Raw genomic sequence first — 23,739 nt, 5'->3', positions numbered from 1 at the left:
ACTCACGCATTTTATTACTCAGCATGTGAACTCATCGATCTTTTATCTTGGAGACACTATGACGCAAAGTTCTAGCGACAACACCAGTGTTCGACTCGACAAATGGCTGTGGGCCGCGCGTTTTTACAAAACCCGCGCCATTGCCAAGGAAATAATCAATGGCGGCAAAGTACATTACAACGGCGCGCGCGCCAAATCTAGTAAGAATGCCGAGATAGGTGCCGTCCTTAAGATACGCCAGGGATATGACGACAAAGAGATCGTCATAAAAAAATTATCAGAATTGCGCCAAAGTGCGTCAATTGCGCAAGAATTGTACGAAGAAACGGCAAGCAGTGTGGCAAAACGCGCGGTAAACGCCGAAGCCAGGCGATTGAACATACTCAATAATCCTGCGCCAGACCATAAACCGGATAAGAAGCAACGACGTCAGCTCATTCGGTTTAAAGACTTCTAGGCTTTAAAAGTTACTCAATAGTGAGACACAAGATGAACCAAGATATTTTACACCGCTACCTGTTCGATAATGCCGATGTGCGTGGTGAACTGGTACAACTGCAAGACAGCTATCAACATGTGATAGGTTCACATGCCTATCCCCCAGTGCTACAGGTTTTGCTCGGCGAGCTGATGGCCGCAACCTCATTGTTAACCGCCACCTTAAAGTTCAGTGGGGATATCAGTGTTCAGTTACAGGGAAATGGTCCAGTATCACTGGCGGTGATCAACGGCAATAACCTGCAACAACTCCGCGGTGTGGCACGCTGGGATGGCGCGTTAGCCGATGACGCTAACCTTGCCGAACTCTTTGGTGAAGGCTATATGGTGATCACCCTCACTCCAGACGAAGGTGAACGCTATCAAGGGGTTGTGGCATTAGATAAGCCCACATTGGCCGCCTGTGTTGAGGAATACTTCAATCAATCTGAGCAGTTGCCTACCTCACTCTGGTTATTTGCTGACGGTAAACAAGCGGCGGGGATGTTCCTACAAATTCTGCCAAGCCAAGAAGATCACAACCATGACTTCGAACATTTGAGCCAGTTAACCTCGACCATTAAGGCCGAAGAGTTATTCACTTTAGAGGCGCAGGACGTATTACACCGTTTATATCATCAGGAAGAAGTGCGCCTATTCGACCCTATCGAGGTGAGCTTTAAGTGCACTTGTTCACGGGAGCGCAGCGCAGCAGCAATTAAGACCCTCGACCGCGCCGAAGTTGAAGCCATTCTGGCCGAAGATGGCAATGTCGCTATGGGTTGTGAATACTGCAACGCAAACTATGTGTTCGATGGCATAGATATCGCGGCGATATTCGCCAACGGTCAATCGGCAAATACCCAACAGTAATCAATAGATTAATTAAAAATGGGCACATTTTTGTGCCCATTTTTTTATTCCGCAGCGATCTAGCTCACACTTTACTCCCCGCTTAGGCTACAATCGCCACACTTTGTCCCCGAGCATGACTCGGGTGATAAATAAAACAAATCGGCAGACGATCGATAATAAAAATAACCTCATAAATACAAATACATGGAGACCTCACTATGGCGGATGGATTACACCGCGTTCACTACAACCCCTCAACAGCACAACTGGTCGAATTTGCCCTGCTACGCGGCGAAGGTGAATTGACTGCCAATGGCGCATTAGTCGCAAAAACAGGGACACGCACAGGCCGCTCACCCGGCGATCGTTTTATTGTAAAAGAACCCGGTTCGGCAGCCGATATCGAATGGGGCCCAGTTAACCAAGCATTTGATGCGGGTGCCTTCGAAGGTTTATGGGCGCGGGTAGAAGCTTTCCTCGCCGATAAAGAGCTGTTTGTCTCCGACCTCGAAGTGGGCGCAGATGCAGAACATTATCAACCAGTAAGAGTCACCACTCAATACGCTTGGCACCAGTTGTTTGCCCGCAATCTTTTTATCATTCCAGAAGAATTTAACCGCCAAGATAAGCCCGTATGGCAAATCATTAATGCCCCTGACTTTGTCTGCGATCCAACCCGCGATGGCACCAACTCAGAGGCGGCGGTGATCTTAAACTTCGCCGAACGCAAAGTACTGCTCGCGGGCCTGAAATACGCCGGCGAAATGAAAAAATCTATGTTCTCGGTGCAGAACTTCCTGCTACCAGCCCAAGGTGTGCTACCTATGCACTGCTCGGCCAACGTAGGTAAAGATGGCGACACTACGCTATTTTTCGGCCTATCTGGCACGGGTAAAACCACGCTATCGGCCGATCCAAAGCGCTTCCTGATTGGTGACGATGAACACGGCTGGGCACCGAGCGGCGTATTTAATATCGAGGGCGGTTGCTACGCCAAATGTATCGATTTAAGCCAAAAAAATGAGCCCGTGATTTGGGATGCAATTCGTTTCGGCACTGTACTTGAAAACGTCGTGATGGACGAACATCGCGTACCAAACTACAAAGACGGCAGCCTGACGGAAAACACCCGCGCAGCCTACCCGCTAGAGCATATCGCCCAGCGTAAAGAAGACAACCGCGGCGCCGAGCCCCATGCGGTAGTGTTCTTAACCTGCGACGTGTCTGGCGTATTGCCACCGGTTTCTATCCTGAGCAAAGAACAGGCGGCGTACCACTTCTTGTCGGGTTATACCGCCAAAGTGGGTTCGACTGAAATCGGCTCAACCTCGGCGATTCAATCCACCTTCTCAACTTGCTTCGGCGCGCCTTTCTTCCCTCGCCCTGCAGGCGTGTATGCTGAACTGCTGATGAAGCGCATTGAGTCCTTCGGCAGCCAAGTGTACTTAGTCAACACTGGCTGGACAGGCGGCCCCCATGGCGTTGGTAAGCGTTTCGATATTCCAACGACCCGCGCTATCGTCGATGCGATTGTCAGCGGTGAGTTGAAAGATGTTGAAACCGTCCACTTAGACACCTTAAACCTTGCCGTTCCTGTCGCTGTGGCGGGTGTGGATAGCAATTTACTCAATCCAATGAATACCTGGAGCGATAAAGCGCTATACGCCGAATATGCTCAAAAACTAGCCGAAGCTTTCACAAAAAACTTCGCGAAGTATCAAGTATCCGACGCTATCCGCAACGCAGGTCCAAAGGCATAAGTACTTAAGTCAAAGAAATATATGCAAAAAAGCCGATCCAGTAATGAATCGGCGCTTTTTATTGGGCGTGAATATCGTACTTTTTTAGGTGATTTACCCGTATTTATCTCTTAAAAAAACGAAAGAAATTTAATTTTAGGTTGAATTTTTGTCTCTAAAACGTCTTAATAGATAGCTGGTGCGCATATTATGTTAGCGCTATTTCCTTCCCTCATTCACATTTAAAACTAAGGAGACATTATGTCAGCGGTACATGCTGCAGATGAAAATCCCATCTCACAGGCTATAGGTTCCCTCTGGGAACACCTCACGGAATCCATTCAATATTTCTGTTTATATGCCCTGTTAAGTACCTACCTCTTAGTCATTTTGAAACAGTGTTTCATTAGCAATAACAAAGCACTAGGAGGAGATGATCGATGAACTCCCTCTCTTACGTTTCATTGGCTATTTACTTTATTGCCATGCTCGCTATTGGTTTGTTCGCCTATCGCAAGTCGACCGATGATGTATCCGGCTATATTTTAGGTGGCCGCCAAGTCAGCCCCCAAGTCACTGCACTCTCGGCTGGCGCCTCGGATATGAGTGGCTGGATGCTAATGGGACTGCCCGGTGCTATGTTTCTCGTTGGGTTTGAAACCCTCTATATCGCCCTCGGATTATTAATCGGTGCTCTAATCAATTACCTTGTGGTCGCCCCCAAATTGCGGGTCTATACCGAGGTCGCCGATAACGCGCTGACGATCCCTGAGTTCTTCGCTAAACGCTTTGGTCAGGCCGATAACAGCATTCGTATTATTGCCGCCGCCATCATAGTGATCTTTTTCACCCTCTATACCTCGGCGGGTTTAGTCGCGGGCGGCAAGTTATTCGAATCGGCCTTTGGTCTGAACTACGATATTGGCCTTGTCGTTACCTTAGCCGTAGTGGTGTCGTACACTCTGCTGGGGGGATTTTTAGCCGTCAGCCTCACCGACTTTGTGCAGGGCTGCATCATGTTTGTCGCCTTGGTCTTAGTGCCTTTCGTGGCCTATCAAGAATTTACCAGCGCCGACCGCATGATGAACTTTGCCTATCAGTCGATCCCACATTTTACCGATGCCATGCAAAATGTGACCCTGCTTGGGCTAATCTCTAGCCTCTCGTGGGGGCTTGGGTATTTCGGCCAGCCGCATATTATTGTGCGTTTTATGGCGATCCGCTCGGTCGCCGACATTAAAACCGCGAGACGCATCGGCATGAGTTGGATGACAGTGACTATTATCGGCGCCTTAGCGACGGGATTAGTGGGCGTTGCCTACGCCAATAAATTTGGGATGAAACTGTCAGACCCTGAAACCATCTTTATCGTATTTTCAGAGTTACTATTCCACCCCTTGGTCAGCGGCTTCCTGCTGGCAGCGATTTTAGCAGCCATTATGAGCACGATTTCATCGCAGTTATTAGTCTCGTCGAGTTCACTGACCGAAGATATTTACCGCACCCTCTCGAAGAAAGACGCGAGCGAAAAAGAGATGGTAAAAATGGGCCGTTACGGGGTTGCTGGTGTGGCGATAGTGGCAACCTTGCTGGCGCTCGACCGCTCTAACAGCATCCTCTCCCTTGTGAGTAACGCTTGGGCAGGCTTTGGTGCCGCCTTTGGTCCGCTGGTGTTGTTTAGTTTGTATAAAGCGAACCTCACCCATAAAGCGGCGATTGCAGGCATTATCTCAGGAGCACTCACGGTACTTTTTTGGATTTACGCGCCAGTGCTTGCCGATGGTAAGACCTTGAGTAGCTTAGTGTATGAGATGATCCCAGGCTTTGTGGTGAGCAGTACTGTTATCTATCTCGTCAGCCGATTCGATACCGATCCTTGTCCTAAAACCACTAAGCAATTCCATCAGGCCGGTCGTGTATTGGCCGAGGAAAGCTAAGGAGGCGTTATGACAGACTCTCCCCGTAAACGTATCGTTGTGAAAGTGGGGAGCGCCTTAATCGCGCCCCACAAGCAAGGTTGCAGTAGCCATTATCTCTTGGGTATCGCGCAGTTTATTACCTACTGCCGCGTCCAAGGGATACAAGTGGTGTTGGTTTCATCCGGCTCGGTTGCCGCCGGATGGCATCATTTTGGTGCTGACGAAAAACCCAGTGTCACGCTTAAAAAGGCCATGGCGGCTGCGGGTCAGGCGGATATGATGGCGACGTGGAATAAGCTATTTGATTTTCCCACCGCCCAACTGCTGCTAACCCATGGCGATTTACGTAATCGCGAGCGTTATATCAGTATTCGAGACACCATTTTTAGCCTGCTCGAACACGGTTTAATGCCGATCATCAATGAAAATGACGCCGTCACCGCCGACAAACTTAAGGTTGGTGACAATGATAATCTCTCGGCCATGGTGGCGGCTGCGGCCGATGCCGACACCTTGATCATTTGCTCGGATGTAGATGGACTCTATGATCAAAATCCCCATGAGCATCCCAATGCCAAATTGATCAAGCAAGTGACTGAAATCAATGCCGAGATCTATGCCATGGCGGGAGGCGCCAGCAGCGATGTTGGCACCGGAGGCATGCGCACTAAGATCCAAGCCGCCGAAAAAGCCATCTCCCATGGCATTGAAACCTTTATTATCAATGGCTTTAATGTCGACTCCTTTAGCCAACTGCTAAAGGGGCAAAATCCGGGCACCCTTTTCACTCCCTATGAAAAACCAATGCAGGAGCATTTGCATTGGATGACCCACACCTCGCAAGCGCAGGGCGAAGTGATCGTCGAGGATGATTTTGACCTCGCACTCGATCAGCATAGCGAGCAATTAACCAGCGATGATGTGGTTGAAGTGAAAGGGGATTTCTCAGTGGGTGATACCATTCTAGTGCGTAAAGGCGATGGCACTAAGTTGGCAAAAGCCAAATCCAACTACAGCAGTTGTCTACTGAGTTTTATTACCGAGCAGGATGATCAGGCGTTTGCCAGTGAATTCCAGCAAAAAACCGGACCCATTATTTCCGATAAGAATATCGCCATTCTTAAACCTATTGGAGTGGAGAAACTATGAGCCTAATCAAACAAATATCTGCCGATGCCGCCCATGCGGCCCGCACACTCGCCCAACTCGATGAGTCGCTAAAAAATACCGTTTTACTGGATATGGCGCGCTCATTAAGGGAAAAAACCTATGAGATCCAAAGTGCCAACCTGATTGATGTGCACCGTGCAACACAGGACAACTTAAGCCCCGCTATGGTCGATCGCCTCACCCTTAACCAAGATCGCATCGAGGCGATGGCGCAAGGGATAGAAACCATCGCCGCCCTGCCCGATCCCGTTGGGCGCGAGCGTTTTATTGGTAAACGACCTAATGGCTTATCCATCAGTAAGATGCGCGTGCCACTCGGCGTAGTGTGTATGATTTACGAGGCGCGCCCCAATGTCACCGCCGATGCTGGCGCCCTGTGTTTTAAATCCGGCAATGCCATCATTCTGCGCGGCGGCAAAGAAGCGCTGCACACCAGTAAAGTGATCGCCAACATTTTACAGGCGGTACTGACCTCTTATGGCTTGCCTAAAGCACTTATCAGCGTAATCCCAAATCCTGACCGCGCCCTGATGCTCGAACTGATGCAGCAGCGGGAGTTTATCGATGTGATCATCCCCCGTGGTGGCGAAGGACTAATTAATTTTGTCACTGAAAACAGCAGCATTCCGGTTATTCAGCACTTTAAAGGTGTGTGTCATTTATATGTAGATAAGGACGCCAATCAAGATATCGCCATGGAGTTGCTGCTTAATGGCAAAACCCAACGCACTGGCGTATGCAACGCCCTCGAGGGCTTGTTAGTGCATAAGGATATCGCGCCGCGATTCCTGCCCCGCATCGCTAAAGCACTGGCCGAGCATCAAGTTAAGATCAATGCTTGCCCCCAGGCCGCCGCGTATTTCGATGCCTGCACTTATATGGCGGAAGAAGATTTTGGCCAAGAATACTTAGACTTAGAAATCGCCATTCGCCAAGTCGACAGCTTTGAAGTCGCCACCCAACATATCGCCAAGTTTGGCAGCCATCATACCGAGGTGATTTGCACCGACAATGAACTCACCGCCGCCCGCTTTCAACGCGCAGTGGATGCCGCTGTGGTGATGGTGAATGCCTCATCACGTTTTTCCGATGGCAGCGAACTCGGTCTCGGCGCCGAAATCGGCATCGCCACCACTAAGCTACATGCCTACGGCCCCATGGGACTCGAAGCCCTAACCACTGAAAAATATCTGGTTTCAGGCACAGGACAGATTAGAGCTTAGTGCTATTACGCCAAACGCTGCTAATTATCTAAATAATAAAGCCCCAACGTTTCTGCTTTGGGGCTTTATTTAAGTACTCGTCATAGAAATAGAGCTTCATATTTCTCATACGGCTTTTAAATGTTTCGAAAATACCCAAGCGAGTTTGTCTTGATATAGAAAAGCCTTCCAATCACCGCTTGCAGCAAGCACACTAATACGCTCACCTTTTGAGAGTGAGCCCAGTAAATCCCCATTTTTCTTGGGTTTATTGCGGATATTGAGCTTATCGATAGTCACTTCATATAGTTGTCCATTCTCCAGAACGGGATTACTCACCATATCCGCGTTTGGCGATTTGAAATGGCTTGTCTCTTGTGATGCCAAGACGCTAGCACTTGTATTTACCGATCCGATACGACAAGTTTTGTTCCAAGAAATGCAAGAGTTGCCACACGGTTGACCCTTTTTACAGTTTTTGGCGTTGGCAATGGATATTGGATGCCCCAGAACAAAAACTAACAGTAATATCCATAACCTATTCACATTTAACTCCTTTAATATTCTTGCCTCAAAAGAAAGAATTACCGCTAGATTTCTTTAAGCCTAGACTCACTTCTAATGCCGCAGGATACGACTCCCCTCGGAGTTGCCGCAGGGCGAATAGGCAAATTGCGTGAGTTCGGTCATGGATGACCGACTAGCTTTCGCAGGTGCAGGGACGCATCCTTCGGAAGCGATAGCAAATTTGCCAATGAGCACAAGGGGCTTTCAACTCCGTTGGGGGCGGCAAGGGAGATCCAAGAGGGAATTGCTGTTGATCCCCTCTTGGTCGGGTGTGGGTTGAAGACCCACGACCTTGATTCACCTCGGCCGTAAGGCCGTAAGGCCGCAAAACTCAACGTAAATCAAATAGTGATTTACGCAGCCCCATCACACTGGGATTTACCCGCTTGATAACAGCTGGGTTGGCGCGGGCAGACGGCGCCGCGGGAGCAAATTAAGCGGGCATCATTTTTAATCCCACGTTCAATCCAGTTGATATTCAAAATCTTAGCCACGCTCACTAAGTCACTCTTTATATGTTTAGGAATCGCGACCGAGCCGCCACCGGAGACACAGGCAGATTTTAAATCATGGGCGATAGAGAGCGCATCCTTACCTTGGGCCTCAATGGCCGGGTTTAAGTCGATACCGGCGCAGAGCACATGGGGGTTGCCCGCCGAGTCTTCGACCTTAATCGACTCGCAGCAGTAAATCCGTGGTTCATTGCCCACATTTAAAATCGAAATTTGCGCCGAGGTGCCGACCGTTGGTTCGCTGATCATCCTAAAGACAGCCCAATGCTGGCAGGGGTCTTCCACCAGCCGCATATTGCCCCAGGGCAGAGGAATACCATTGCCACGGTAAACGGCCTTAAGTTTGCCCGGCGCATAGGCATCAAAATAATGCCAATGGGGATAAGGCGATACGACCGTCATGCGCCGCATGGCGACTGAGGCCGAGACTTGCAGCTGTTTGTGTACTTCAATCTCATAACCGTGACGATCGAGCAATTGTCGATAGGGCACTTTAGGGCATAACAAGGCTCCGGCAAAAAAGCTGGATTCAAAATCGCGCCACGCATGTAAAATATCCTGTGCGTTCAAGGTATTGGATTGCATGGTCACTTCTTCATCCATCTCCAGTTTACGGCCGGAGATCATCACACTCTTAAGCCCATCTTTATTGTGTAATACGCAATGACCGATATGGGCGGCGAGATCGTACTTAAGCCGACTGGGGCGGTTTTTAAGCATTTTATTGATGTAAATCGTGCTCGGCGGCTCGAAAAATGATGTGACTAACTGGTGCGAACTGATACCACGCTCGTCGATAACTTCCTGTGGCGTGCTATCAATCCATTTGATTTTTAAGCCTATGCCCTTGGCAATATCCAGCATATCCTCGAGGGACAAAGGCATACGTTTAAGCCCGACCTCTTCGGCGGCACGTTCAAGATCGGGGAAATGGTTTTGATGGTGTTCCTGATGGGCCCGGATCAACAAATGGGCAAACTGCCGACCCGAGATCCCGGTCTGCGATAGCATTTCAGGGATGGCGATTTGCAAAATATCATTGGAAAACAAAAAGCTGGGCTCGAGTGCCATGCCGCTAATCCCACCACGGCGGCCCTTGTCCGGCGTAATGGCGCTTTCTTCGGGAACATCATCTAAAAACCAATCGACTTCTTTTTGAAACACGGCGGCGATCACCGCCAACATTTCGGCACTGGGCACGCGTTTGCCGCGCTCGATCATCGACAAATATGACACAGAGGGCGCACTGCCCGCATCGACTCGGATGCAGCGTGCCGATAAATCTTCCATGGTTAAATTGTTACGTTTCCGTAGGTTACGTATTTTTGTCCCGAGGAAGTGTGATTTTCTCATCAAGCTCTGGTCATTGCGCATTTTGTAAAATTCACATTGTAAAATTTTTATTGTGAAATTGTAGTCAAAAAAAGACTAGACTACAAATCAAGCAATCAAGGAAAGACGAATGCCCACAAGCTAAGCCATTCCAGTATCAGAAATGCTTAAGGATTCACCCTAAAAGTGGATAAGCACTTAAAGCGGACAAACCAAATTGAAGACAAACTTTGATAGGCCACAAGTTAAATCAAAACCCTGAATTTTTTAAATTGGAAGAGTAAGAGGAACGAGCGATGAATATGTCAATGATCCAGAGCAACCAGATCCAACCGAATCTAAATAGCCTCATCGCAGAAGAAGTGCTCGCCGTGGCCCAAGTGAATGTCGCCGAGCAAGAGAAAATCGCCAAGGCGAAACAGTTCCTCGACAGAGCCTTTCCACTTAACTCGGGTTCACACCAGGATGTCAGCAGCTATGTGGTTTACTATCAACACCTGTTGGCCTTTTTTGCCGATGGCAGCCACAGTGGTTTACGCCAACCAAAACAGTTTGTGGCCTTTAACGGCACCAAAGACTCCCCCAGCGCCATAGTGTTGCAGGATCAAGGTTGTCATGTAGAACTCAGTTTCGACCGCAGCGGTATGATAGGTGCAAGGGATCTGGCCAATCTGGAAGATGTCCAAATCGAAGCGCCATTATCGATGGAAACAACAGAAGCCCGTTCTAGCGCTTCTCGCCATTGGCTCAGTTTGCTGCATGCGGGTATGTCCAGTGCTAACGATACCCAAGATAAACAATTTACCGCCAAGGATGGTGGTGATTACAGTTTGAAAACTATAGTGAATTTATAATCTATCGAGGGGATTAACGGAATTAAGTTAATCTCCTTCCCTTTTCTGTCCGTCATCCGTCATCCGTCATCCGTCATCCGTCATCCGCAAAACAGTAAATAAAACTGACTAACTAAATAAGTTAAATTGATTTTATTGAAGCAAGCAGTCACAGCTATAATGCCCTCCACTCAGCCTCCAAGATCCATCCTTATTAATAGTCATGTTGTGACAGTCGCTTAATATGAAGATCTGTGTTGGAACGATAAACCCTAATCGCTCGAGCCTAAGGTGTTATGAATTCTTCGTCGACATTAACCCAACAGAATAAACGTCAACGTATTATCTTCATTTGTGCGGGCCTGTTATGCCTCGCTCCTTTTATCTCGTCCCCCATGGCGTTAGTGCTGGGCTTCACCTTAGCCAGTCTTGGCTGGGTGCCAACCCAATGGAATATTGCCGCACTCACCAAAAAACTCCTGTCTTACTCGATCATTGGCTTAGGGTTTGGCATTAATTTAAATGCGGCGATTGAAGCGAGCAGTAACAACTTTGGCCTTATTGTCGGTTCCATCTTTTTTACCTTAGCCCTAGGCTTTGTGCTCACCCGCGCACTGAAATTTGATCCCGTCACGGGCCACTTAATCGCCTCCGGCACCGCGATTTGTGGTGGCAGCGCCATTGCCGCGGTGGCGCCAGCCATCAATGCCCGCAACGATCAAACCGCTACGGCTTTGGCCTGCGTATTTGTGCTCAATTCGGTCGCGCTGTTTTTATTCCCCGCACTGGGCCACTTGCTCAATATGAGCCAATACGATTTTGGCGTGTGGAGCGCCATCGCCATCCACGATACCTCATCGGTTGTTGGTGCGGCTTCGGCCTACGGCGATGAAGCCTTAAAAACCGCAACCACCATTAAACTCGCCCGCGCCCTGTGGATTATCCCGATAGCATTGGTCAGCGCTATGCTGTTTGGTGGTGATAAGCGCAAACTTAACCTACCGTATTTTATCGGTTTTTATTGTTTAGCCATTGCCGTGGCCCATTGGTTGCCACAATTTAATGCCGTGTATGACATCCTATTTACTGTGTCAAAACGTGCCTTAGTGCTGTGTTTGTTTTTGATTGGTGCGGGAATTACGGTGCAGAAAATGCGGGCGAGTGGCCCCAAACCGCTGTTGCTTGGGGTAATGCTGTGGGCAGCAATAGGAATAATGTCTCTAGTGTATATTCTGTATTTTCAATAACTAAAGCTTAAGGTTACTCGGCACTTGGCTTGATCCGCCAAGCCCAACTGAGGACGCCAACAAAGGCAGAAAATTCGATCAGTGAACGCACTAGCCCTGTGGTTTGCGTCGAAGCGATCAAGGCAATCAGGGAAAACACGATAATCAGCCAGTTTTTCAATTGCATCTTCCTGCAAACTTAGGGGATGCTCATTATTGTTTAGAACTAAAAACCCGGCAAATATCGATTTTCAATAACAAATAGCTATAACAGCTAAGCCCATGCTGTGGTCATTAGGCCGCCAAATGGCTTGATCCCGCTTCGTTAGCCGCAAGATCCTGATTATGCCTTTAAAATAACCACCAAATTGGAAGATCAATAGAAAGGCGTTGGATCAATATCCAGTGAACTTGGCGAGACTCCCCGCTCGATGTGCAGCTCAGACTTGAGGAGATCAACCATAGTGACTTCGGTGTAACGCTTTGCCTTTAAAGAATAAAAACATTTTACGATCGGGTGAAGTGCATCTCTGTCCTTCGAGGCCCAGACAATACCGATACGGCCATCCGATAATTCAACTAGGGATCCCACGGGATAAACGCCTATGCAGCGAATAAACTCATAGACCAGTTCTCTATCTAGGTGGAATGGCGTCAGGCTCAGTAAAATTTTAAAGGCCGCAGCAGGACTCATGGCCTCTTTGTAACAGCGCGTCGCCGTCAAGGCATCGAAAATATCGACGATACAGCTCATGCGCCCATGCCGGGGGATTTCATCGCCCTTCAGCCCCCTTGGATAACCTCGACCATCTAACTTTTCATGGTGCATCAAGCAGATATCTTTACTGATCTGCGAAAGACCAGTAGTTTCGTTCATAATGTCAAGCGCATACACTTGGTGCAGCTTCATATGCTCAAATTCTTCCGGGGTCAGTTTGCCCGGCTTGTGCAGCACTTTATTGTCGACTTTAATCTTGCCAATATCATGCAAAATCCCACCGACGGCCATTTCCCGCAGCATCTCACGGTCGAGTTTGAGGTATTTGCCGAAGGTAACGAGTAAAAAGGCGACATTCACTGAATGTTCGAGTAGGTAGGCATCTTTTGAACGGAGCGCAGACATGCACTTAAGCGCGTCTTCATCGAGGAAGACAGATTCGATCATGCTATCGGCTAATGTCTCGAAGGGCTTCACCTCTATGGCTTTGCCTTCGAAAGTTTCGGCTAACACCTTACGAATAAGATCCTTAGCTTCGGTGAGAATGACTTGAGCTTGCTCCTGTTGCTTTTCTCGGGTTAATTGGGATTTTTTGCTGGTCGGGATATTGTTGCTGATTTTCTTCTTAAAACCACAGTGTTCTGCCGAGCGCTCGGTATCGACCCAAACGAATTTGATGCCGTTTTTAGCGAGCCTTACAATGGCATCCTTATGCTTGATTTGCCCCGCATTGGTAATCGCAAGTTGGCCCTTATCACTTTTATCTATAGCACTGACAAACATACCCAATGTCAGTTGCGACACAGGCAATTTGATAAGATCAACTGATTCTGCCGGCTCACTCATTTCTGCAACCCCAAGGATAACTAACTTTATAGAAAACCATAAAAGAACCAAACAACATCAAAGCAGTTAAGTGTGTCTTACTTTTGGTAGTATAGAACAGCTTACTGGCATTCTATGTCGGGGATAACAAAATCACCATACACTTTGTTACCCGCCGAGAAGAACATCATAAAAGCCAAGCAAAATGAGGAGGCTATTGCGCAAAATTTAGCTAATCGACTAATAATGCTGATTTTTTAATAGCAGGCATTCAAAACTCTCAACCAGCCAACGCCGATACTGGCAGTTGTAACAGCAGCGAGGCTCGTCATCGACTTGCTCATCCTCATCATCGGGGATAAAACCTGTGCATTCCTGTGCTACTCGCCTGGCCGCCGAATACTGGTTCAACCCCGCGCGGAAAATCCAGCGGTTATCCTTTAATTCAAATGCCTGCTCGGCCAATATGGGTGTCATTTCAACCTCCCTCTAATAGGCCTGTAATGCTTGCTTACCCGCATTACGCCATATTTCAGCCTCTCTATCGACTAACAACACAAACTGATGCCCAAGGTAAACGGCTTTCACTTTACCCTTGAGCTGTACTCGATCATTCGCCGCGAGGGGATACCGCTCAGTGCTCATCACAGCATCTAGCCCGGTTTGCTCAAGGATCTCAGCAACAGTGAGTTCGAGTGCAACATCCTCAAACTGGCCAAGTTTAATTTGCCCTTTTACTCGTCCATCGCTGCCCATCAAACGCAGCCCTAACCCCGCTAACGCGCCAATAACACCTTGGCCAGTGCCGCCATGCTCAGTTAACTGGATATTGAGTTGTTCGGCTAGATCATAGGCCGCAAGCTTAGTGAGCACTTCGGTTTTTGCTCTACGACCAAACTCCATTAGGGCCACTGCATCGTATTGAGAGTCGACATTGAGTATGGCGATACCCGGATCTGCCTTAGGCGCCGACTCAGCGATTAAATGGGCAACGGCATATTGGTGGATCTCAGCCTGAGTCAGTGGTGAGCGCAGCGCAAAACACATGGCACTGTTATGGGAGGTGTAGGGAATATCGGGGTGTACAAATAATTGGTGCCGCGTCACGAAGGAAGCCTTGCCGCCGGAAATACTCTCGAGGAGGTGTGCGATTTCCTCGGCAATTTCCCCGGTGCCCTTAGTACCGATATCATCGGTGTCATCGATACAAATTAGCCAGTTTTTCATCTACATTCCTAGGGTTAGAGTTTTAAAATTTGTCTCTGTGCAACAGATCGTGGGCCTTTAAGCGCGTAAGCACAGGCGGCACAAGCAAAGCGCCAAGTGTGGCAAAGAATCCGCCTTTTAATACGCTCATCCCCCATTGAATCAATACAACATCCAACTCCATGCCCGCTAGGATATTGGTCAGCGCCACTTTACCGGCCCAGGCAATGCAACCCGCTATGCCTAAAATCACGCAGCGCCAATGCAATGCCATACTCAGAGGTAAAAGCAAGGCGATAAGATCCATGGCTATGGCGGGTAAGACAAACTTTAACAGTATCATAGGCCCACCTTTCCCGACGCCCAGAGCCATAGCCACAAGACCAGCAATAGCGCCACAGGCCGTCATGCTACCGAAGCGGCCCAACACCCCGTAGCAAATCAGATAGAAAAAACTCATTAAAAACATACTGTGTCCAGATATGCCGAGTTTCAGCCTTAACATGCTCGTTAATGCCACCAGTAAGGTGGCGCAAAAGCCAACAAAGAGCGAGTCTTGCAGGCTAAGGGGAAGTTTTTTAGTCATTGTTGTCCCTCGGGGAATGCCAATGGGTTGGCCGCTGGTTTAAGCCAAAATGACGGCTCTGCGCCGCAATAGCCATTTGACGAGATAATTTAAGCAATTGGATCAAGACGGGAAATAACACGCAATATACCAACTCGGCCCAATTTCTCGGATCACGCAGCGCCCTTGGGGTAATGCGTGCCCCGCGCAAACATTGAATATGGTAGATCTCGCGGATTTCATCGGCCATATAAGGCAATAAACTTAAGGAGGCCGCGACCACAAAGGCCCACTTAGTCGGCAGAAAAGCACTCAACACTTCGCCGATGCGCTCGGGGGGAATTGTAATACACAGCCACCAGCCGGGAATGGTGGCCAAAATGATACGTGCAACCACTATGGCCCCCTGGGCTAAATGCGCTGTGCCATAGAGGATTAAATACAGACTCAAAGTGATGCTCAGTTGCACTAAACCTAGCTTTAGTACCCCCAAAATACTGCCGCGACGCAGTAAACCGTGGATCACTAACAGCCCATTCAGCCCTGCGAGTGGCAGGAGTAAATAAGCGGGTAACACAAAAGCACAGGCCGAGAGCACACAGACGAATAGCAGTGCTAGGCTGCAGATAGCCGTTTCACGCCGCTCGCGACTCCAATGTCCCCGTATTCGCTGGCGCGAACGTCGACAGCTACCCCACATAACGCGCCTCCATCTCCATAGGATCTTCCGTCAACTGACCATTACGTAGGCTAAGTTGCCGTGACACCGCCCTATGCTCAATATGCCTATGGCTAGTGAGCAAGATGGCAGTGCCCTGCGAGCTTAAACTCTGTAGCAAATGCCACACTTTGCCGTGGTAATCTTTATCCATTCCGGCTAGAGGATCATCAAGTAACAATACCTTAGGGCATAAGCAGGCTAATGAGGCTAAGGCAATTAAGTGCTGTTGACCGTAGGATAATTTATGGGGTGACAGTTCAGCTAAATCCGATAGCTGTAACTCATCCAACATCTGCGATGCGCGCGCTTTAGGGAGTTCAAAACGCTTGAGACTGAACTGCATTTCGGCCAGCACGCTAGTTTCAAACAATTGTCGACTCGGCCTTTGCATCAACAGCCCCAGTTCGGCGCCGTAGATCCCAAGCTTTGGTCTTCGTCCTAGCACTTTAAGAGGTAAGCGCTGCCTTAAACTCAGCACGCCAGCGATGGTTTTTAATAGGCTGGTTTTGCCTGAGCCGTTATCCCCCACTAAAGCTACGATTTCACCCGCCCGCAGTTGAAATCCCTGTGGACAAGCAAATAGCACTGAGCTGCCATCGAAGCCGAAATCGAAGGCCTCGGCACTGACGAGCACTTTGCCTAAGTGGTTAAACTGACTGCGCCATACGGGAGCCTCGTCTGGCGGCGCATCCTTCACGGTATAAATGCCTGCAGACAATTTGCCCGTCTCTAACTGCCAGTAATACTGGATAATGTCGCTGAAGGCGGAGGCATTATGCTCAACCAATACCAGCGCCATCCCCTCTTGGATAAGATTACGCAGTACGATTAATAGCTCGCTTACACCGTGATCATCGAGCTGCGCCCAAGGCTCATCGAGCAACAGTAAATGGGGCTCGCATACCAGTTGAGCGGCTATCATTAGCCGGTATTTCTGGCCGAGTGATAGCGTGCTCACTGGGGTATCCAGGCGTAAATACAGCCCCACACGCCGCAATGCAAGCTGTACTTTAGGCAGCATTTGCTCTGCGGGAATACCGAGATTTTCCAGCGCAAAGGCGACCTCAGCCCCCACCGTCTGCCTAATGAGTTGAATTTGCGGGTCCTGCATCACCAACCCCGTCACTAGCTTAGGGTTACGCCAGATTTCACCCTCGTGGGGGCGATTTAACACCCCCGCAAGTAGGTTTAACAGACTCGACTTCCCAGAACCCGTAGGCCCGCTCACACAGTGGCATTGGCCGGAACCAATACTTAAGTTGACCTCCTGCAATACAGTCGGTAACTGGCTACCATAGTTGAAGCTAACGCCTTTAAGCTCTAGGAGTGTCATCTTAAATCTGCCAATTCACACCGAGAAAGATCTGCCGTCCCGCCTGTGGCAATGCTTCACTCTGGTAGTAATTTTCATCCAGCAGGTTGGTTGCTCGTAGATAAACATCTAATTTATTTTGGATTAATGGTTGCACCAGATTCACATCGACTAAGGTGTAGTTATCCAGAGACTGTTGTTGATATTGCGTCTGACCGTTAACCTTCACTTGAGTCGCATAGACTTGATCCAAAATACGCTCCACATTCAGATGTATTTGAGTTTCGAAGGGAAACTCGTAACTCATCTGCCAGCGTAATTGATGGCGAGGGCGGTATTGCAGCGCATCTAAGGTATCGTCACCGTCCATCTCTTCAGAGTCTAAGAAGCTGTAGGAGAAGCTCAGATCTAAATGCTCAATAGCCTTATTATTAATTTGAAAATCAATCCCTTTGAACTTATAGCGCCCCATATTTTGGTAGAAACCATCGATATCCTTAGCGATATAGTTTTCCGCATCTGTGTAATAACCATAAACAGAAAAATCCGTGCTTGCGGGTAGATTTTGCTCTAAGCCCAACTCCAGATGTTTAGATTCTTCGGCCTCTAAATCGCTATTACCAGAGAATTGCGAATACAAGTTCACCATTGAAGGGAAGCGCACCTTGCGCGCAACACTCAAACTCAGGCGCGAATCCGGCACTAGCTGCCAATAGCTAGAGGCCATGGCCGAATAGTTGTTATCCGTGCCATCACTGGTATCGAGTGAATGATAAGCACCACCTAAGGTAAAGCCGTATTGATGCTCAGATTGATACTGATATTCAGCCGCCGCAGTATATAACCATGCGGAATCATTTAAGTTTTCGACACCGCCGTTACCGCCACCTGAGCCCGAACCACCGCCAGAGCCTGTACCGCCACCGTTGCCGCCGCCCGAACCACCACCAGAGCCGGTACCGCCGCCGTTGCCACCGCCTGAACCACCACCAGAGCCTGTACCGCCGCCGTTGCCACCTGAACCACTATTACTGCCAGTCGCTGGATAAGTATTGACTACCGACTTCCAACTTTGCTCCTCAGCAATAACCGAAGTCGTTAACAAGCCTGCGGTATGTAAATCCGTGATCAGTTGTAGATTGATACCTTGGACGACCGAGCGGCCATCTTGGGATTGAGTGACAGCTTGGTAGGTTTCATCGGCATAGGAGGCCTCTAAGGTATCGCTTTGATTGTGATAGCCAAATCCACGCAGCGTAAAAGTATCGTCAAACCTATGCGCCAAACCTAACTGGGCAGTATGTGAGTCATAATCATCGGTACGCTCATACTTCATCTTGCCACTACCGGTACCATCACGGGCGGGTTTACCCCATTCGCCACTGCGCAGGGCCATATTTGCAATCAACTGTGTCTTATCGGATAACCAGTAGCTGCCTTGGGCATAGAAGTTATTAACTTCTTTATCCGAGTTCACTCGCAGTTCCCCATCTTGAGATGGTGTCGGTTCAAAATCATTCGACATTGGGAAGCCGTCCGTCTGTTGACGGCTAACACTGACGAGCCCCTGCCAATCATCCCCCGAACCTGCGGCGCTAATATCACCGTTGAAGGTATTATCCTTACCCGCCTCTAAACGCCCAGAAAGTGCAGGAGCCGTATCCCCTTGCTTGGTAATAATATTAATCACCCCACCCGCACCACTCGGACCATAAAGTACCGACGTCGGCCCCACGGATACTTCGACCGAGGCGATTTGACTGGTAGGGATCACACTCGGGTCGAATTGCCCGTCGTCGGCACTAACCATAGGCACGCCATTGACTAAAAGGGTGACATGGCGCGTTTTAAAACCACGAATATCGACTCTAGGAGTACCGTCACCGCCCACGCGAATATACACACCAGGCACATTCTTTAAGACTTGATCTAGCGTTTGTGCGCCCAAGGCGCGGATCTCCTCCTCACTAATGCTCCAGTGGGTTGTCGCCATTTCACTGGCCTCCCCACCGTCACCGTGAACGACGATCACTTCATTGATATTGAGTAGTGGATCTCGAGAGATATCATCGGCTTGAGCCGCAAAACTAAGACCAATGGCCAAAGCCAAAGACGACACGCTAAAGAGGGTATTAGTGGTAATCATGTTATTGTTGTCACATAGAAAATGTAAGATGTGCCGCTTATTGTGGGCCGTGATTATTCAGTCTCAACCCAAAAACTGCTAAAAACCGACTCAGATCGATTAAATAAAACAAAAGGGAAAGACAACAGATAGTTAAAGGACAAAATGTCCATCGACAGCTAACTTGTCGACAAAAAGACCCACTCAAGTCACATTTTTTATCGCCACAAAATGAGACTATGGCAAAAGTCACAGCCAAGCGGCTAACATCTTGACACCTAAGGCCACGGCCTTTAATTTGAGCGAAAGATTCTTATTTACGTACTGATACCGAAAAATCCAAAGTACCTGAATAAGAATGTATTCACTTAATCAAAAAATCACTGGTGCCCAGAGCACCCATAGGCCCTAAGCCTTTATTTATTATCTTTGGAGTTTTCTTTGCCCGTCCATGCCCTGTCTGAAGACCTTAAGCGTCTCATCGACAAACTTATTCAATTAAAGCAGGTTCCCCCTACCGAACCTATAGTGCAGTTATCCCAAGCAACTGTATCTATGCCTTTGATTTCATGGCTGGCATCCCAGACCCAATACCCCAGAATCTACTGGCATGGGCGCGATCGTATTGAAGAAGTGACTGCCATAGGCGCCTGTAAAGACTTTAAATTTGAAACCGGCGTCGATGATCAGCAACTGGCGCAAGCTTACCAAGCACAACGTGCCCTCTCGACCAACCAGGACATTCGCTACTATGGCGGCGTGGCCTTCGATCGCAGCATAGAATCTTGGCCCGAGTTCGGTAATAGCCGTTTTGTACTGCCTCGCATCGAGTTTAGGCGCAGCGGGGCTCAATTCAGTTTGAGAGTTAACCTCAATTTTGCCGATAACGATCCCCACACGGAAATAGATAAGGCCATCGCGGCCATCGAAGCCGTTATGCCCGCGAAACCCTTAGCACCACCAAACAAACTCGCATTATTGGGGCGTAGCGATAGACCCGACTTTCAGCGCTGGAAGGCATTAGTCGAGCAAGTAGTCGATCCCAAATTTAACCAAGACACCCCAAAAGTCGTGCTATCCCGATTAACCCAACTTGAAGTCAATGAACGGGTTGACCCTTGGATGGTGCTCGCCTGCTGGCAGGGGCGTAATCCCAATAGCTTCCAATTTGGTTTTCAATTTAGCCCAGATCGCACTTTTATCTCTTGCTCGCCCGAGCGCTTATTCCGCCGCCGCCAACAGGAACTATTTACCGAGGCATTAGCGGGTACGACAGTGCGAGGGTTAAATCAGGAGGAAGATATTGCCCTAGCAAATGCCCTACTCGAAGACAATAAAAATAGCGTCGAAAACCAATTAGTCCGTAGCCATATAGTGAATATGCTCACGCCACTGAGCCATTATGTGGGCGCGGAGGAATCGGCCACTATCTTTAAACTGAACCATATTCAACATTTACACCGGGCTATTCGGGCCGAACTCAAGGCGGGGGTGAATGATTTTCAACTCCTACAGGCACTGCACCCCACACCTGCGGTTGGAGGCTTACCTCGGCATTCGGCGATGAGCTTTATTCGTCAGCGCGAAGGTTATATGCGCGGTTGGTATGCAGGGGCCTGCGGTTATTTCAATAAGTACGAGAGTGAATTTTCGGTGGCGATCCGCTGTGCCCTTATCGAACCCGGTCGAATCAATCTATTTGCCGGTGCGGGAATTATTGCGGGGTCGGATCCACTAGCCGAGTGGCAAGAGCTGGAAAATAAACTTGCGACTATTATGTCGATTCTGATCGAGCTATAGCTTCTCTGGCTGCAGCTTATCGAGCAATTACAACTTCTAGAACAATAGCTTATCGAGCCACCGTTAATCGGGTTTTAATAGCCATTCGCTTTCGTCTCAGTAAAGAGTCTAGCTTGCTCACCCGAGTCGATTAAGCGTTTATGGGCTATATCAAAATGCTGTTTCAACATACGGCCTTTTTCGGTATTCGCGAAGGCAAAAAAGGTTTCACCCTTTAGTACCCCTTGAATAATAACAAAATTCTTCTTATCCCTTAGTTTAGGCACTAGGGAGATGATCCCTTTCCGATAATCCAGCACGGCATCGATACGACCCGCATTTAAACTATTGAGCATAGTGAGCATATCGCTGCTTTCTTCGTAGTACATGGGCACGGGTGTCAGCATATTGTAGCGATAGGCTAACATGGCCCGCACTTTCTTATGGGATAGACTCTCGATCCCGACCCAACTAGCGGCAATGTCTGGGGTGACAGCAGCATCAATAGAATCGATCTCGACAGCATTCTCACTCAATAGGCTCTTTTTAATATCTCCTTTGTACACGCTGAGAACCATATCGACTCTATTACTTTCAATAAGATAAATCGAACGAGCAAAGGGAACAAATTGCACATTGAGCTGCCATTCTGGCGCCGGAAAAACGCGGTTAAGGATATCAAAGTAGTAGCCAGTTTCATCGGGATTAGCGAAACCCTCCCAGGTTGCTGTCACTAGGTTAATAACGACAGGATTGGTGGGAGTCGCCGAAGCAAAAAAGCTCAACAAACACAGGCAAAATACACTAAAGAATGATCTCATCGTTCCCTCCTTCATGTATTAAGAAGTGTAGAATAGTTTCTATCTCTTTGTTGTGTAAATACCCAAGGCTTAGGATAGCTCGCCCCATCACTAAAAAGTGGTTGGAATATGCACTGTTAGCTTGCATCTTAAGGGACGGCCATTATAATGGCCGCCCTCCGATTACAGTGTACTGGGATCGGTTGATAAGCGATTCAATATAATAAAATGATCATTAGCGGGTTCCCTCACCCCGCCCTACACAACTAAAAAGGCCACAGAATGTTAATGTTAACCACAGCGCAGCTCCGCCGCGCCTTACTCCTATTAGTAGGATTCCACATACTGATTATTTGCGTCAGCAACTACTTAGTACAACTGCCATTTCAGCTATTTGGTTACCACACGACTTGGGGCGCATTCAGCTTTCCATTCGTCTATTTAGCCACAGATCTCACTGTACGTATTTTCGGCCAAACGGCTGCGCGCAGCATTATCCTTAAGGCTATGGTGCCAGCACTGATGATTTCCTACGTAATGGGCGTGCTATTTCATCAGGGCAGCTTCCAAGGGGCTGATTCACTTGGACAGTGGAATACCTTCGTCTTTCGTATCGCCTTTGCCAGTTTTGCCGCCTATTTGATTGGCCAACTGATGGATATCACCGTCTTTGCTCGCCTACGGGCCAGCCGCTCTTGGTGGGTTGCACCTGCGGCATCCACCATAGTGGGTAACTTAGTCGATACCTTAGTTTTCTTTAGCGTTGCTTTTTATGCCTCATCGGACAGCTTTATGGCCGCCAATTGGCCCGAGATTGCCAGCGTCGATTACGGTTTTAAGTTACTCGTGAGCTTAGGGCTATTCCTGCCTGCCTACGGTGTTTTACTAAAAATCTTACAAGACAAGATTTTGCAAACCAGTCCGCAAAAAGTAGTTTCCTGATTAACTCAACTGGCCAGACCTGTTATAATTTAGCCAGTTTATCCTCGGCCCCAATTGCTTCTCGCTGTTGAATGGGGCCGATTTTCATGAGAGAAAATTATGTATTCTATTGAAATCAAAGCGCTGACAGTACTGACGCCCGAGCTAACCGAGCAACTCGTTGAACTTAGCCAGCAGATCCCAGAACTCGATCGTCCACTCACCAGTCAAATCCTAACGGAGCGGCTGACAGGCAAAACATGCTTGATTCTATTAGCCTATGTTGAGGGTGAACTCGCGGGGTTTAAGCTGGGATACGGACAAGATGCAACCCGTTTTTACAGTTGGTTAGGGGGTGTTGCCAGCGACTTTAGGCGTTTAGGGCTGGCGCAGAGTCTACTGGAATACCAAGAGACTTGGGCCCATCGCCAAGGTTATAGCCATATTCAAGTTAAGACGATGAACCGTTTTCCTGCGATGCTTAATTTATTGATCCGGAATCAGTATTTGATTACTGAACTCAACACCGACCCCAAAAACCTTATCGACCATAAGCTGCATTTGAGCAAGTCTATCTAAGGGATTAAGGGAAATCAGTGCCACTCTTTGTAAAGATTTGCACTTTTTTCATTAAATAACTTGCAAACACAATTGAGAATGATTATCGTTAACTTGCGTTCCAAAACTCATCTTTAACACCGATGACTGGTAATCTGAAGTGTTTAAAGTGCTCCTGAGTTTGCAAGCACGACATTGCTCACACACACTCTTTTGTGGCCGGATTCATCATCCGGCTTTTTTTTGCCTTAATGTCCCGTCCTGAAATACGTTGACATAAAGAGGACTTCTTTATGACAACATCAATTAACTCAAGCCGTAAGCGCACACAACGAGATTACACCTTAGCCTTTAAATTAGGCGTTGTAGAGCGTGTT

23 protein-coding genes are annotated in these 23,739 nt (G+C 48.4%); 12 read left to right on the top strand and 11 right to left on the bottom strand.

Going from position 1 to position 23,739, the window contains the following annotated elements:
* Nucleotides 1-58: 58 nt before the first annotated feature.
* From hslR to MJO46_RS13780, 6 genes are all read left to right on the top strand, one after another.
* The gene (gene hslR / locus MJO46_RS13805; protein ID WP_253989795.1) at nucleotides 59-457 is read left to right on the top strand and encodes a ribosome-associated heat shock protein Hsp15; all 399 of its coding nucleotides are present in this window, start codon (nucleotides 59-61) and stop codon (nucleotides 455-457) included.
* A 32-nt stretch (nucleotides 458-489) separates the two neighbouring features.
* Nucleotides 490-1,350, top strand: a complete 861-nt coding sequence (hslO, locus tag MJO46_RS13800) for an Hsp33 family molecular chaperone HslO (protein ID WP_253989794.1) — start codon at nucleotides 490-492, stop codon at nucleotides 1,348-1,350.
* A gap of 200 nt (nucleotides 1,351-1,550) precedes the next feature.
* Nucleotides 1,551-3,092 carry a phosphoenolpyruvate carboxykinase gene (locus tag MJO46_RS13795; protein ID WP_253989793.1) on the top strand — a complete coding sequence of 514 codons (1,542 nt, stop codon included), beginning with the start codon at nucleotides 1,551-1,553 and terminating at the stop codon, nucleotides 3,090-3,092.
* 419 nt (nucleotides 3,093-3,511) lie between these two features.
* Nucleotides 3,512-5,008: a sodium/proline symporter PutP gene (gene putP, locus MJO46_RS13790; RefSeq protein WP_253989792.1), complete on the top strand. Its 1,497-nt coding sequence runs from the start codon at nucleotides 3,512-3,514 to the stop codon at nucleotides 5,006-5,008.
* Nucleotides 5,009-5,017: 9 nt separating this feature from the next.
* Nucleotides 5,018-6,139: a glutamate 5-kinase gene (gene proB, locus MJO46_RS13785; protein WP_253989791.1), complete on the top strand. Its 1,122-nt coding sequence runs from the start codon at nucleotides 5,018-5,020 to the stop codon at nucleotides 6,137-6,139.
* Entirely contained in the window at nucleotides 6,136-7,383 is a 1,248-nt protein-coding gene (locus tag MJO46_RS13780) for a glutamate-5-semialdehyde dehydrogenase (RefSeq protein WP_253989790.1), read from the top strand. Before proB ends, MJO46_RS13780 begins: the two co-directional genes overlap by 4 nt.
* Before the next feature lie 105 nt (nucleotides 7,384-7,488).
* Here MJO46_RS13780 and MJO46_RS13775 read toward each other — a convergent pair whose 3' ends face one another.
* The gene (locus MJO46_RS13775) at nucleotides 7,489-7,749 is read right to left on the bottom strand and encodes an SH3 domain-containing protein (protein WP_253989789.1); all 261 of its coding nucleotides are present in this window, start codon (nucleotides 7,747-7,749) and stop codon (nucleotides 7,489-7,491) included.
* A 533-nt stretch (nucleotides 7,750-8,282) separates the two neighbouring features.
* Nucleotides 8,283-9,815: a DUF3612 domain-containing protein gene (locus MJO46_RS13770; protein ID WP_253989788.1), complete on the bottom strand. Its 1,533-nt coding sequence runs from the start codon at nucleotides 9,813-9,815 to the stop codon at nucleotides 8,283-8,285.
* 254 nt (nucleotides 9,816-10,069) lie between these two features.
* Here MJO46_RS13770 and MJO46_RS13765 point away from each other — a divergent pair, with 254 nt between their 5' ends.
* Entirely contained in the window at nucleotides 10,070-10,627 is a 558-nt protein-coding gene (locus MJO46_RS13765) for a malate synthase (RefSeq protein ID WP_253989787.1), read from the top strand.
* A gap of 275 nt (nucleotides 10,628-10,902) precedes the next feature.
* A complete protein-coding gene (locus tag MJO46_RS13760; protein ID WP_198781850.1) occupies nucleotides 10,903-11,853 on the top strand; it encodes a YeiH family protein in 951 nt (316 codons plus the stop codon).
* A gap of 13 nt (nucleotides 11,854-11,866) precedes the next feature.
* Here MJO46_RS13760 and MJO46_RS13755 read toward each other — a convergent pair whose 3' ends face one another.
* The 8 genes from MJO46_RS13755 to MJO46_RS13720 form a co-directional block, all read right to left on the bottom strand.
* Complete coding sequence (locus MJO46_RS13755) at nucleotides 11,867-12,013, bottom strand: hypothetical protein (RefSeq protein WP_198783661.1); 147 nt, start codon at nucleotides 12,011-12,013, stop codon at nucleotides 11,867-11,869.
* Nucleotides 12,014-12,208: 195 nt separating this feature from the next.
* Complete coding sequence (locus tag MJO46_RS13750; protein WP_253989786.1) at nucleotides 12,209-13,396, bottom strand: HD-GYP domain-containing protein; 1,188 nt, start codon at nucleotides 13,394-13,396, stop codon at nucleotides 12,209-12,211.
* Between the two features lie 219 nt (nucleotides 13,397-13,615).
* Nucleotides 13,616-13,852: a hypothetical protein gene (locus MJO46_RS13745; protein WP_253989785.1), complete on the bottom strand. Its 237-nt coding sequence runs from the start codon at nucleotides 13,850-13,852 to the stop codon at nucleotides 13,616-13,618.
* A 12-nt stretch (nucleotides 13,853-13,864) separates the two neighbouring features.
* Complete coding sequence (locus tag MJO46_RS13740; protein WP_253989784.1) at nucleotides 13,865-14,602, bottom strand: DNA-binding protein; 738 nt, start codon at nucleotides 14,600-14,602, stop codon at nucleotides 13,865-13,867.
* 22 nt (nucleotides 14,603-14,624) lie between these two features.
* The gene (locus MJO46_RS13735) at nucleotides 14,625-15,167 is read right to left on the bottom strand and encodes a core component of ECF transporter (protein WP_253989783.1); all 543 of its coding nucleotides are present in this window, start codon (nucleotides 15,165-15,167) and stop codon (nucleotides 14,625-14,627) included.
* Complete coding sequence (locus MJO46_RS13730) at nucleotides 15,160-15,846, bottom strand: energy-coupling factor transporter transmembrane component T (protein WP_253989782.1); 687 nt, start codon at nucleotides 15,844-15,846, stop codon at nucleotides 15,160-15,162. The genes MJO46_RS13735 and MJO46_RS13730 overlap by 8 nt, the downstream gene beginning before the upstream one ends.
* Entirely contained in the window at nucleotides 15,836-17,200 is a 1,365-nt protein-coding gene (locus MJO46_RS13725; RefSeq protein ID WP_253989781.1) for an ATP-binding cassette domain-containing protein, read from the bottom strand. Before MJO46_RS13725 ends, MJO46_RS13730 begins: the two co-directional genes overlap by 11 nt.
* Before the next feature lies 1 nt (nucleotide 17,201).
* The gene (locus MJO46_RS13720) at nucleotides 17,202-19,325 is read right to left on the bottom strand and encodes a TonB-dependent siderophore receptor (protein ID WP_253989780.1); all 2,124 of its coding nucleotides are present in this window, start codon (nucleotides 19,323-19,325) and stop codon (nucleotides 17,202-17,204) included.
* Nucleotides 19,326-19,745: 420 nt separating this feature from the next.
* Between MJO46_RS13720 and MJO46_RS13715 the strand changes: the two genes are divergently transcribed.
* On the top strand, nucleotides 19,746-21,104 hold the full coding sequence (locus MJO46_RS13715) for an isochorismate synthase MenF (protein WP_253989779.1): 1,359 nt from the start codon (nucleotides 19,746-19,748) through the stop codon (nucleotides 21,102-21,104).
* A 74-nt stretch (nucleotides 21,105-21,178) separates the two neighbouring features.
* On the opposite strand, the gene MJO46_RS13710 is transcribed toward MJO46_RS13715, so the two are convergent.
* Complete coding sequence (locus MJO46_RS13710; protein WP_253989778.1) at nucleotides 21,179-21,904, bottom strand: ABC transporter substrate-binding protein; 726 nt, start codon at nucleotides 21,902-21,904, stop codon at nucleotides 21,179-21,181.
* A gap of 261 nt (nucleotides 21,905-22,165) precedes the next feature.
* Here MJO46_RS13710 and MJO46_RS13705 point away from each other — a divergent pair, with 261 nt between their 5' ends.
* The 3 genes from MJO46_RS13705 to MJO46_RS13695 form a co-directional block, all read left to right on the top strand.
* A complete protein-coding gene (locus MJO46_RS13705; protein WP_253989777.1) occupies nucleotides 22,166-22,825 on the top strand; it encodes a 7-cyano-7-deazaguanine/7-aminomethyl-7-deazaguanine transporter in 660 nt (219 codons plus the stop codon).
* Nucleotides 22,826-22,924: 99 nt separating this feature from the next.
* Nucleotides 22,925-23,383: a GNAT family N-acetyltransferase gene (locus tag MJO46_RS13700; RefSeq protein ID WP_253989776.1), complete on the top strand. Its 459-nt coding sequence runs from the start codon at nucleotides 22,925-22,927 to the stop codon at nucleotides 23,381-23,383.
* A 272-nt stretch (nucleotides 23,384-23,655) separates the two neighbouring features.
* The coding region (locus tag MJO46_RS13695) for a valyl-tRNA synthetase (protein ID WP_242325992.1) at nucleotides 23,656-23,739 on the top strand (84 nt) is incomplete at its 3' end.

The organism is Shewanella sp. KJ2020, from assembly GCF_024197625.1.
In the GTDB taxonomy this organism is placed as follows: Bacteria; Pseudomonadota; Gammaproteobacteria; order Enterobacterales; family Shewanellaceae; genus Shewanella.
The sequence above is the reverse complement of the archived record's forward strand: the minus strand, read 5'-3'. Positions and strand labels throughout refer to the sequence as shown.